This is a genomic window from Nocardioides sp. Root140, from assembly GCF_001426745.1.
GTDB lineage: Bacteria > Actinomycetota > Actinomycetes > Propionibacteriales > Nocardioidaceae > Nocardioides.
In genome coordinates this window covers 235,977-247,018 of the sequence record NZ_LMFI01000012.1, presented here as the reverse complement: position 1 = coordinate 247,018, position 11,042 = coordinate 235,977, and the positions used below count along the sequence as shown (strand labels likewise).

Annotated in this window: 13 protein-coding genes; 6 read left to right on the top strand and 7 right to left on the bottom strand. The window is 69.4% G+C overall.

All coding sequences use genetic code 11. From position 1 onward, the window contains the following. Positions 1–31: 31 nt before the first annotated feature. Together ASD30_RS21275 and ASD30_RS21270 are read right to left on the bottom strand one after the other, a co-directional pair. Positions 32–1,264, bottom strand: a complete 1,233-nt coding sequence (locus ASD30_RS21275) for an IS30 family transposase (RefSeq protein ID WP_056686756.1) — start codon at positions 1,262–1,264, stop codon at positions 32–34. Positions 1,265–1,518: 254 nt separating this feature from the next. Further along, complete coding sequence (locus tag ASD30_RS21270; protein WP_056686753.1) at positions 1,519–2,301, bottom strand: isoprenyl transferase; 783 nt, start codon at positions 2,299–2,301, stop codon at positions 1,519–1,521. 45 nt (positions 2,302–2,346) lie between these two features. Between ASD30_RS21270 and ASD30_RS21265 the strand changes: the two genes are divergently transcribed. Next, entirely contained in the window at positions 2,347–2,802 is a 456-nt protein-coding gene (locus ASD30_RS21265; RefSeq protein WP_056686750.1) for a MarR family winged helix-turn-helix transcriptional regulator, read from the top strand. Between the two features lie 9 nt (positions 2,803–2,811). Here the strand turns inward: ASD30_RS21265 and recO are convergent, their stop codons facing one another. Genes recO through ASD30_RS21250 form a run of 3 tightly spaced genes read right to left on the bottom strand, consistent with a single transcriptional unit; the run spans position 2,812 to position 4,979 of the window. After that, positions 2,812–3,540: a DNA repair protein RecO gene (gene recO / locus ASD30_RS21260; protein WP_056686747.1), complete on the bottom strand. Its 729-nt coding sequence runs from the start codon at positions 3,538–3,540 to the stop codon at positions 2,812–2,814. A gap of 17 nt (positions 3,541–3,557) precedes the next feature. Beyond that, the gene (locus ASD30_RS21255) at positions 3,558–4,415 is read right to left on the bottom strand and encodes an alpha/beta fold hydrolase (RefSeq protein WP_056686744.1); all 858 of its coding nucleotides are present in this window, start codon (positions 4,413–4,415) and stop codon (positions 3,558–3,560) included. A gap of 36 nt (positions 4,416–4,451) precedes the next feature. After that, positions 4,452–4,979 (bottom strand): FKBP-type peptidyl-prolyl cis-trans isomerase, encoded by a 528-nt coding sequence (locus ASD30_RS21250; protein WP_056686741.1) that lies wholly within the window; start codon positions 4,977–4,979, stop codon positions 4,452–4,454. A gap of 42 nt (positions 4,980–5,021) precedes the next feature. Between ASD30_RS21250 and ASD30_RS21245 the strand changes: the two genes are divergently transcribed. Both ASD30_RS21245 and ASD30_RS21240 read left to right on the top strand, forming a co-directional pair. Beyond that, positions 5,022–5,819 (top strand): ion transporter, encoded by a 798-nt coding sequence (locus ASD30_RS21245; RefSeq protein WP_156388887.1) that lies wholly within the window; start codon positions 5,022–5,024, stop codon positions 5,817–5,819. Further along, complete coding sequence (locus ASD30_RS21240) at positions 5,816–6,283, top strand: GNAT family N-acetyltransferase (protein WP_056686738.1); 468 nt, start codon at positions 5,816–5,818, stop codon at positions 6,281–6,283. The genes ASD30_RS21245 and ASD30_RS21240 overlap by 4 nt, the downstream gene beginning before the upstream one ends. A 96-nt stretch (positions 6,284–6,379) precedes the next feature. Here ASD30_RS21240 and leuA read toward each other — a convergent pair whose 3' ends face one another. Further along, positions 6,380–8,137: a 2-isopropylmalate synthase gene (leuA, locus tag ASD30_RS21235; protein ID WP_056686735.1), complete on the bottom strand. Its 1,758-nt coding sequence runs from the start codon at positions 8,135–8,137 to the stop codon at positions 6,380–6,382. A gap of 177 nt (positions 8,138–8,314) precedes the next feature. Here leuA and ASD30_RS21230 point away from each other — a divergent pair, with 177 nt between their 5' ends. Genes ASD30_RS21230 through ASD30_RS21220 form a run of 3 tightly spaced genes read left to right on the top strand, consistent with a single transcriptional unit; the run spans position 8,315 to position 10,461 of the window. Beyond that, positions 8,315–8,812: a flavodoxin family protein gene (locus ASD30_RS21230; protein ID WP_056686732.1), complete on the top strand. Its 498-nt coding sequence runs from the start codon at positions 8,315–8,317 to the stop codon at positions 8,810–8,812. Positions 8,813–8,824: 12 nt separating this feature from the next. Next, entirely contained in the window at positions 8,825–9,631 is an 807-nt protein-coding gene (locus tag ASD30_RS21225) for a septum formation family protein (RefSeq protein WP_056686729.1), read from the top strand. Further along, positions 9,628–10,461 carry a septum formation family protein gene (locus tag ASD30_RS21220; protein ID WP_056686726.1) on the top strand — a complete coding sequence of 278 codons (834 nt, stop codon included), beginning with the start codon at positions 9,628–9,630 and terminating at the stop codon, positions 10,459–10,461. The genes ASD30_RS21225 and ASD30_RS21220 overlap by 4 nt, the downstream gene beginning before the upstream one ends. A 19-nt stretch (positions 10,462–10,480) precedes the next feature. Here ASD30_RS21220 and ASD30_RS21215 read toward each other — a convergent pair whose 3' ends face one another. Continuing rightward, positions 10,481–11,041: a mycothiol transferase gene (locus ASD30_RS21215; RefSeq protein WP_235532647.1), complete on the bottom strand. Its 561-nt coding sequence runs from the start codon at positions 11,039–11,041 to the stop codon at positions 10,481–10,483. Position 11,042 lies beyond the last annotated feature (1 nt).

Genomic DNA, 11,042 nt, shown 5'->3' with positions numbered 1-11,042 from the left:
AGGGGGCTAGGTCAATCGGTCTAAGCAACGGTCATGCTGCTGCCGGTTTGGCGAGCAGCGCAGCCAGCGCTTGTGCGGGGGTCTGCAGGTCAAGGGTAGGGCGGGGCCTGGCGTTGAGTGTGGCAGCGATCCGGTCCAGGTCCTCGGCCGTGTGCACGGACAGGTCACTGCCCTTCTCCAACCAGTGCCGCAGGAGCCGGTTGGTGTTCTCGTTCGTGCCCCGCTGCCACGGCGAGTGGGGGTCACAGAAGTAGACCGGCATCGCGAGCTCGAGTTGGACCTGGCGGTACCTGGCCAACTCCGGGCCGCGGTCCCAAGTCAGCGAACGCCGCAGGTGCTCGGGCAGCTTGCTCATCTCACGGATCATCGCCTCGGCCACCGCCTCGGCGTCATGGCGCCCGGGCAGGTGCAACAAGATGGTGAAACGGGTCGACCGCTCCACCAGTGTGCCGAYCGCGGACCCGTTCGCAGTACCCGTGACCAGGTCGCCCTCCCAATGCCCCGGGACCGCCCGGTCGGCGGCYTCGGCGGGTCGTTGCCGGATCGTGAACGCCTCCCGATACAAGCTCGTGCCTCGCCCGTCGCTGCTGCCCCGCGGCTTGCGCTGTCGCCGTTTCAGCGACAGTTGGCGGTGCAGATCGGCGCGCAGCCCACCACGGGCCTGCACGTAGAGCGCCTGGTAGATCGTTTCGTGGCTCACACGCTCCATCATGTTCGACCCGGCATCGGCCCTGAGCACCGCGGCGATCAGACCCGGTGACCACCCGTCATCCATCCACGCCTCGATCCGTCGGCACAGTGCAGGGTTGCTGAGCAGCTTGAACCCCTTGGGGCGGCGACGACGCTCGTGCGCGGCCCGGTGCGCCACCGGAGCCCAGTAGGACCCGTCAGGTCCCCGGTTGCGGTCCACCTCGCGAGAGATCACCGACTTGTCCCGCCCGATCATCGCGCCGATCTGGGCACAAGAGCACTCACACAACAACCCCACCGCGATCACTGCACGGTCCTCACTGGTCAACGCCCGCCGTCGTCGTGGCCGTTCTCCCGGACCGTGCACACCCGGCACACGCGGTGGAGCAGAACCCGGTAGGCCACCGACAGAACCAATCGAMATCACAGGAGTCACAAGCCCCGAGGATCGCCACCACGACCTCCCAGCGGTCACCGACACGCCGACCGCAACAGCCGCGGCCTGCAGCGACATCCCCAAGCAGAGCAACCCGAAGAACTCCTCGCGCTGCTCATACGACACATACCTCGGCATCCACAACACCACCCAACAGGGTTGAGTTGCTTAGACCGATTGATTCCGCCCAAACCCGAAGAACTCCTCGCGCTGCTCATACGACACATACCTCGGCATCCACAACACCACCCAACAGGGTTGAGTTGCTTAGACCGATTGATTCCGCCCCCTGCCGGTGGGGTGCGAAGTGACGTGGACAGCGCGTTACACGTGGCGGGGGCGGGCGGGCGGGGCGGGCGGGCGGGGCGGGCGGGCTGGTCGGCGGGGGCGGGTCAGGCGGGCGCGTTGGGGAGGGCGCCGCCGTAGCGACGGTCGCGGCGCGCGTAGGTGTCGATCGCGGCCCACAGGTGCCGGCGGTCGACGTCGGGCCAGAGCACGTCGGAGAAGACGAACTCGCTGTACGCCGCCTGCCAGAGCATGAAGTTCGAGAGCCGCTGCTCCCCCGACGTACGCCAGACCAGGTCGGCGTCGGAGAGGTCGGGCACGTAGAGGTGCTTGGCGAAGGTCTTCTCGTCGACCTTCTTGGGGTCCAGGCGCCCGTCAGCCACGGCCTGGGCGATGGACCGCGCGGCGTCGGCCACCTCGGCCCGACCGCCGTAGTTCACGCACATGGTCAGCGTGAACACCTTGTTGTCCTTGGTCAGCTCCTCGGCGACCTGCAGCTCCTTGATCACCGACTTCCACAGCCGCGGCGCCCGGCCGGCCCACTTCACGCGCACACCCAGCTCGTGCATCTCGTCGCGCCGGCGCCGGATCACGTCCCGGTTGAAGCCCATCAGGAAGCGCACCTCGTCGGGCGAGCGCGACCAGTTCTCCGTCGAGAACGCGTACGCCGACACCGCCTTCACGCCGATCTCGATGGCCCCCTCGACCACGTCGAACAACGACGACTCACCTTGCTCGTGTCCCGCCGTCCGCGGGAGGCCGCGCTCCTTGGCCCAGCGGCCGTTGCCGTCCATCACCACGGCCACGTGCCGGGGCACGAGCTCCTTGGGGATCGGCGGCGGGGTGGCACCGGAGGGGTGCGGATGCGGACGACGTGGCACACGATTCACGTGGACAACCCTAGAGCTTGGCCCCTCGCGGCCTATGCTGCCTTCGTGGAGAACCAGAACGATCAGATCGAGCAGCAGCTGTTCACCATCCTGCGACGCTCGCAGTTGATCCATGTCCGCACGCCCTCGGGCGAGGTCGAGCTCGAGCGCTCCAGCTACGGCATCCTGTGCCTGCTCGACGACAACGGCCCCCAGCGACTCGGCGCGATCGCCCAGGCATTCCGCCTCGATCCCTCGACGATCACCCGGCAGGTGCAGGCCGTCGTACGGCTCGGCCTGGCCGAGAAGACGGTCGACCCCACGGACCGTCGGGCCTCCGTGCTCACCCTCACCACCGAGGGCGCGAGGGCCGTGCACGAGGAACGCGACCGTCGGCGTGGGCTGCTCGACATCATGCTGGCGTCGTGGTCCCAGACCGAGCGTGACGAGTTCCTCCGCTCGTTGCAGCGCTTCAACCGCACCGTCGACGACTGGATCGAGAACGGCGCACCCACCGACTGACGCGGTCGGTCAGCGCTCGACGTACTCCAGCGAGCGGAGCCGGCGCTCGAGGTGCCAGTGGAGGTACGCCGCCACGAGGCCACTGGCCTCCTTGAGGTGACGGGGCTCGGCGGCGTCGATCAGCGGCCAGTCACCGGCCAGCAGCCCGCCGAGCACGGCCACGGTCTCCGCGGACGGGTTCGCCGAACCCGGCAGGCGACAGGCGCTGCACAGGATGCCGCCGGCCGCCGGGTTGAACCACCGGTGTGGACCGGGCGCGTCACAGCGGGCACACGTGTCGAACGACGGGGCGTAGCCGGCCACCGACAGGGACCGCAGGAAGTAGGAGTCGAGCACCTGCCCGGGACGCCGCTCCGGTGTGGTCAGCGCGCGCAGCCCGCCGACGAGCAGGAGGAACTGCTGCAACGAGGGCTGCCGCTCCTCCATGATCAGGCGCTCGGCGGTCTCGAGCATCGCCGTACCGGCGGTGTAGCGGTCGTAGTCGGCGCCCAGGGTTCCCGAGAACGGGGCCAGGGTCACGGCCTGGGTGATGGTGTCGAGGTTGCGTCCCTCGGCCAGCTGCAGGTCGACGTGCGTGAACGGCTCGAGACGGGAGCCCCACCGCGACGACGTGCGGCGTACGCCCTTGGCCACCGCCCGCACCAGCCCGTGGTTGCGGGTCAGGAGCGTGATGATCCGATCCGCCTCACCCAGCTTGTGGGTGCGCAGCACGACGGCTTCGGCTCGATAGAGGGGCACGGGTCCATTGTGCCGTCTCAGACGCCCCGGAGCCCGCTGGCGGAGCGTGTCTCCCAGCACCCGCGGACGAACTCGGCCGCCTCGCCGTCCAGGCGCTCGGGCCGGAACCGCCACTCGAAGATGCTCTCGGCGCGGACGAACCGGGCAGCCGGGATCTCGGCGGCCAGCATCGCGGCGTCTGCCGCCGGGTGCACCGGGTCGGCGGGATGCCCGACCACCATCGTGGGTACGTCGATGGCGCGGCGCAGGCTTGAAGGAGGGGCGATGCGGCCGAAGACGATGCCGTGCATCACCGCCGCCATCGGCGCGGGCTGCTGGTCGCAGGTGTCGAGGACGATGCCCGCCCAGAAGGGGACCAGCCCGCGCGGCACCCGACGCGTCACGGCGCGGGTCAGGCTGACCGTGAACGGCAGGAACCGCGCCGCCAGCATCATCGGGCCGAAGACCACCATCCCCATCTCAACGGCGTTGTCGAGCACCGGCATCTCGACCAGGAGGCCGCGCACCCGCGCGGGAGCGATCGCCGCCACCTCCAGCGAGACGTTGGCGCCCAGGGAGGTGCCGCCGATGACGGCCTGGTCGGCGCCGAGGTGGTCGAGCAGCGCGACGACCTGCTCCCCGAACGCGGTCATCGAGTAGACCATCGGGTCGGCCGGCCGGTCCGAGCGACCGTGGCCGAGCAGGTCGAGGGTGACCACGTGCATGCCCTCGGCGGCCAGGGCGCGCGCCAGCGGCTGGCACATGCGGCGCAGCATCAGCTGGCCGTGCAGCAGCACCACCCAGCGGTCGCCGGAGCCGTACTCGGTGTACTCCAGGCGGTCCTCGCCGAGGAAGAACTGGCCGATGCGTTCGGAGACCAGGGGTGAGCGCGACATGGCCAGCAATCTACCGTCCGCCCGGCCCCCGGCAGGTCAGCTGACCGCGACCGCGTCCACGACGAAGACGAGGGTCTCGTTCGGCTCGACCCCGTTGCCGCCCGCACCGTAGCCCTTGGCCGGCGGGATGATGATCAGGCGGCGGGCGCCCTCCTGGATGCCGACGAGTCCTTCGTTCCACCCGTCGATGACCGGGGCCTGGCCCAGTGGCGTGACCGGGAACGGCTCACCGCGGTCGAAGGAGTTGTCCAGGACCTGCTGGTTCGACCAGGTCACCAGCAGGTAGTCCGTCAGCACGGTGTCTCCGGCCTTCGCCTCCGGGCCGGAGCCCGCCGAGAGGTCCTTGGTGATCACTTCGGTCGGCGGGGTGCAGTCGTCCGGCAGCGTCACCTCAGGCTTCTCGCCGAACTCACCGCTGACCTCGATGTCGTCCGCCGTGCACACGGCGGCCGAGTCCGTGTTGTCGTCGGACGAGTCGTCCGAGTCCGAGTCGCCGCACGCGGCAGTGGCGAGGAGGGCAGCCGTGACGGCCAGGACAGCGGTGATTCTCCGAGCGGTACGCATGGCGCCGACCCTATCCGTGGCCGACCTGACACTGTTGTCCGCATGCCCACGAACACCCGACAGAACAACCCCGGCGCCGATCGGTCGCCTCTCGCGAGCTACCCCTCCAAGCCCCCGGTGGGGTTCGCGGACTGGACGATGCTGGTCATCGCGATCATCTCGGTGGTGCTGCTGTCGTGGATCACCTTCTGGGACGTCTCGCCCGGGACCGAGCGCTGGGTGATCCGCGCTGACTACGCGATCTGCGCGCTGTTCGCCGTCGAGTTCCTCTGGCGCTGGCGCCGATCGCGTGAGGGCTGGAAGTTCCCGCTGAAGTACTGGTACGAGGTGCTCGGCATGATCCCGGTCTCGAACCCGGCGTTCCGCTCGTTCCGACTGCTGCGGGTCTTCATCGTCCTGGCCCGCCTCGGCCGAGCCGCCGACCGGGCCTTCGGCGACCGCGTCACCGCAGCCATCGTCAAGCAGGGCACGGACTCCATCGTCGAGGTGATCAAGAGGCCGGTGACGATCGCCGTGATGGACGAGGTCACCGCCGTGCTGCAGACGGGCAACTACACCAGCAACATCGCCCGCGCCCTCGACGAGAACCGTGCCGAGCTCGACCTGATGATCGTCGAGCTGATCAAGAAGGACCAGCAGATGGGTCGGCTCAAGTTCCTGCCGTTCCACGACGACGTCGTGCGCCTGGTCAGTGACACGGTGTTCCGGCTGGTCTTCTCGGTGCTCAACGACCCGCGCACCGACGAGCTGATCTCGGACGCGCTCCGCGAGAACATCGACCAGATGCGGGACGCCGTCCGCAACAAGTACGACGCCGAGACGGCAGGAGCGACGTCATGAGCATCGAGGTACGCCGACTGGCCCCCGAGGAGTGGCCGGTGTGGCGCGAGATCCGGTTGCGGTCCCTCGCCGACTCCCCCGATGCCTTCGGGTCCACGCTCGCCCGGGAGGAGGCCTTCACGGAAGACGACTGGCTGATGCGAATGCAGAGCACGCCCGTCGTCGTCTTCGTCGACGGCGCCGCGGCCGCCCTGGGCGGGGCCTTCCGGATCGAGGACGGAGTCGCCCAGATCGTGGCGATGTGGACCGCTCCGGAGTTCCGTCGCCGAGGCCTGGCACGACTGGTGCTCGACGAGGTGGTCGCTCAGGCCCGTGCCGAAGGACGCCGGGTGATCCTCGACGTCGCGCAGGGCAACCCCGCCGCGCGGAGGGTCTACGAGCGCTTCGGCTTCGTCGCGACCGGCAGGGCCGAGCCCCTCCGTGAGGGGTCGGCCCTGCTGGTCGACGAGATGGTGCTGCCCTAGCCGCCGCACTTGTGCGGTCGTGTCGACGGTTTGCCCGCGTGACGACGCGTGTGGAGCGACCATAACCCCGCGTTACTAGGGGAGGGTCGCGGCGGGTCAGGCGCGGTTGACGGCGCTGACGACGGCCTTGAGCGAGGCAGTGACGATGTTCGCGTCGAGGCCGACACCCCAGAGGATCTGGTCACCGACCGCGCACTCGACGTACGCCGCGGCGATCGCGTCGCCACCGGCCGAGAGCGCGTGCTCGTGGTAGTCGAGCACCCGCACGTCACCGCGGTCGGCGTACGCCGGGTTGCCGGCCGCCTGCTCGGTCTCGACCAGGTCGTTGAGCGCGTTGGTGAACGCGTTGATCGGTCCGTTGCCCGACGCTGTCAGCGCGCGCAGCTCACCGTCGACGTACACGTTGACCGAGAGCTGGTCCTTCTCACCCGCAGCCGAGGAGGTGTGCACCGAGTTGAGCTTGAGCGGGGACTCGCGGTCGAGGTACTCGCTGCGGAAGACGTCCCAGATCGCCTCGGGCGTCATCTCGCCGCCGTCGGAGTCGGTGCGCTGCTGCACGACCCTGCTGAACTCGATCTGCGCACGCCGCGGCAGGTCGAGCTTGTGCTCGGCCTTGAGGATGTAGGCCACTCCGCCCTTGCCGGACTGGCTGTTGACCCGGATCACGGCCTCGTAGTTGCGCCCGACGTCTTTCGGGTCGATCGGCAGGTACGGCGCCTCCCAGGGCAGCTCGCCGACCGGAACACCCTGCTCGGCGGCCTGCTTGTCGAGGTCCTCGAGGCCCTTCTTGATGGCGTCCTGGTGGGAGCCGGAGAAGGCGGTGTAGACGAGGTCACCCGCGTAGGGGTGCCGCGGGTGCACCGGCAGGTTGGTGCAGTACTCGACCGTGCGGCGCACCTCGTCGATGTCACTGAAGTCGACCTGCGGGTCGATGCCCTGCGAGAAGAGGTTCATGCCCAGCGTGACCAGGTCGACGTTGCCGGTGCGCTCGCCGTGGCCGAACAGGCAGCCCTCGACGCGGTCGGCACCGGCCATCATCGCCAGCTCGGTGGCGGCCACCGCGGTGCCGCGGTCGTTGTGCGGGTGCAGGCTGATCGCACTGTGCTCGCGGCGGGTCAGGCCTCGGCCGAAGTACTCGATCTGGTCGGCGTAGGTGTTCGGCGTCGACATCTCGACGGTCGCCGGCAGGTTGAGGATGATCTCGCGGCCGGCCTCGGGCTGCCACACGTCGGAGACCGCCTCGCACACCGAGAGCGCGAAGTCGGTGTCGGTCTGGGTGAAGATCTCGGGGCTGTACTGGTAGCCGAAGTCACAGTCGCCGAGCATCTCCTCGGCGTACTTCATCACCATCTCGGTGCCGCGGGTGGCGATGTTGCGGCACTCGTCGGGGGTGACCCCGAAGACGACCCGCTGGAACAGCGGCGCGGTCGCGTTGTAGAGGTGCACGGTCGCGCGGTCGGCGCCGACCAGCGACTGGATCGTGCGCTCGATGAGGTCCTCGCGGGCCTGGGTCAGCACCGAGACCTGCACGTCGTCGGGGATGCGGTCCTCCTCGATCAGCTTGCGCACGAAGTCGAAGTCGGTCTGGCTGGCGCTGGGGAAACCGATCTCGATCTCCTTGTAGCCCATCTTCACCAGCAGCTCGAACATGCTCAGCTTGCGGGCCGGGGTCATCGGGTCGATCAGCGCCTGGTTGCCGTCACGCAGGTCGGTGGAGAGCCATCGCGGGGCCTTGGTGATCTTCTTCGTGGGCCACGTGCGATCGGGCACGTCGACGGGCACGAAGGCGGTGTACCGCTCGAACGGCATGCCGCTGGCGGACTGCTGGTTGCCGGTGTTGCTCAGGTTGGTCATGGTTTCCTCGCTGCTTGGAGATCCGGATGCCGGACGAGCAGCCCATGAGAAGGCAGCACAACCTCCGCAACGAGGGGGCCGGCTTCAGGCCTCGTTGCGGCAGCGAAGGAGGAGGCTGCGCATCTTCATGACGGGAACCACTTTAGCGCACCCTCGCGACCGTGACAGGGTGGGTCCATGCCTCGACTGCTGGTTGTCCATCACTCCCCCACCCGGTCGCTGCAGGCCCTCACCGAGGCAGTCGTCGCCGGCGCCTCCGACGACGAGATCGAGGGCGTCGAGGTCGTCGTACGACCGGCCCTGGAGGCGACCGCCGACGACGTGCTGGCCGCGGACGGCTACCTGCTCGGCACCAGCGCCAACTTCGGCTACATGTCCGGGGCGCTCAAGCACTTCTTCGACTCGACGTTCCTCCAGGTCGGCGGCGCGCTCGATCCGAGCGGCGCCGCCGGTCCCGGCGACGACGCGAGCCCCACCGCCAAGCGCCCGTACGGCCTCTACGTCCACGGCCGCTACGACACCACGGGAGCGGTCCGCTCGGTGCAGTCGATCATCGGCGCCCTCGGCTGGCGCCAGGGTTACGACGTCCTCGAGGTGCTCGGCGACGTCGGGGAGGCCGAGACGGAGGCCGCCTACGAGCTGGGCGGTACGATCGCGGCACTGCTGACGACCTAGAGGACTCCCCACGTGCCCCCTGTACGACGACTGCTGCCGGCCGTCGCACTGCCGATCGTGCTGGTCCTGTCCGGATGCGGAAACGACGACGGCAGCGACCGTGTCGACCCCGCCCAGCTGGACGCGGTCGAGGCCCCCGAGCTGGGCGCGTGCCGCGACCTCGAGCCGGGCGACGTAGAGAAGAGCAGCAACGCGACCAAGACCGTCGACTGCGCGGAGACGCACACGGCCGAGACCTACGCGGTCGGCCCCCTGCCCGCGACCTACGACGAGGCCGACTACGACGACGACGGACTGGCGCAGTTCGCCTACGAGCGCTGCTCCGGCCAGTTCGAGAAGTTCCTCGGCGCCGACGAGTCGCTGGTGATGCGCACCGTGGTGAGCTGGGCGTGGTTCCGCCCGTCGGAGAAGGCCTGGGACAAGGGCGCGCGGTGGTACCGCTGCGACCTGGTCGGTGGTGGTGAGCAGTCGAAGGAGTACGTCGACCTCCCCGAGACCGCCAAGGGCCTGCTCACCGGGCGTCCCGAGGACAAGTGGATGGTCTGTGCCGAGGGCCCGACCGTGGTCGGCGAGGTGAAGGTGCCGTGCTCGGAGAAGCACAACTGGCGTGCCGTCACCACGATCAAGGTCGGCACCGACGACGAGTCCTACCCGGGTGACCGGCTGGTCGAGGTGAAGACCCGCGACTTCTGCTCCGACTCGGTGGGCGCCTGGATGAACTACCCGGTCGACTACGAGTACGCCTACACCTGGTTCCACAAGGCCGAGTGGGACGCCGGCAACCGGCGCTCCATCTGCTGGGCAAGGACACCCCGATGACCCGCCTCCTCGCCAGTCTCCTGCTCGCGCTCGGACTCCTCGCGGGATGCTCGGACGGATCCGACAAGTCCGCCGACCCGGACCCGACCCCCAGTGCGTCCACCACCCCGCCCGCCCCGGCGAAGCCGGCACCCCGCCCGAAGCCGGGCACCTGCCACTCCCTGTCGTACGACGCCGCGGTGGCCCCCACGTTCGACGCGAAGACCGTGTCCTGCAAGGCGAAACACACCGCCGAGACCTTCTTCGTCGGCACCCTCGACACCGTCGTCGACGGACACCTGGTCACCGTCGACTCCGATCGCGTGCAGCAGCAGGTCTCCAGCGCCTGCCCGCGCGAGCTCGCCGGCTTCCTCGGCGGCTCGGCGGAGGACCTGCGCCTCAGCATGCTCAGCACGGTCTGGTTCAGCCCCACCGTCGAGCAGTCCGACGAGGGCCAGGACTGGTTCCGCTGCGAGGTGATCGCGATCGGCGGACCCGAGGAGCTCCTGCTGCTCGACGGTCCGACCAAGGGCGTGCTCGGCACCGACGCGGGCCGCGCCACGTACGGCATGTGCGGCACCGCCAAGCCGGGCGCCAAGGACTTCGAACGCGTGGCCTGTGCCCGTTCGCACTCGTGGCGCGCGGTCGGCACGGTCGACGTACGACCGGGGAAGGGTGGCGCCTATCCGGGGGCCGAAGCCGCCAGCGACGCCGGCCAGTCGACCTGCGAGGACACCGTCCGCGACCTGGCCGACGACCCGCTCAAGTTCACCTGGGGCTACGAGTGGCCGAACAAGAAGCAGTGGTCGGCCGGCCAGCACTACGGCTTCTGCTGGGCGCCTGAGGCCTGAGCACGGCGAAGCCGAGGACTCAAACCCGCGGTGCCAGTTCCGTGACGATGTCGAGGTGCCCGGCGTGCCGGGCATACTCGGCCAGCACGTGGAAGCAGACCCACTCCAGGGTCGGAGGGTCGTGCGCGAAGCGGCCACCGGGCGCGGCAATAGCGTCAGGGGCGAAGTCCCGGAGCACTCGACGCGTCCGCTCGGCTGTCCGCTCCAGGCCTGCGGCCAGGTCGGCTGCCGTCACCTCCGGCGCCACCTCCCACCTGGCCCGGGCCAGCGTCTCGTCGGAATCGTCGGAGACCCACGGCTCGTCGGTGTTCCAGTCCCCCCAGGGATCGGCCACTGGTTCGCCGAGGAATCCCCACACGAACCAGCGCTGCTCCATGTGCAGGCAGTGGCTGAGCAACTCGATCGGGGTCCATCCGCTCGGAACTCGCGGCGTGCGCTGCTCGTCGGCTGACAGGGAGAGGACGCCGTTCACGATGTCGTCGCGCACCCAGTCGAGGTAGTCGGCCCATCTGGCCTGCCCCGCTGGCCCCGACTTCGCCGGCTCGGCCACGTTGCGGGCCACCCGGTTGTCCTCGCTCACG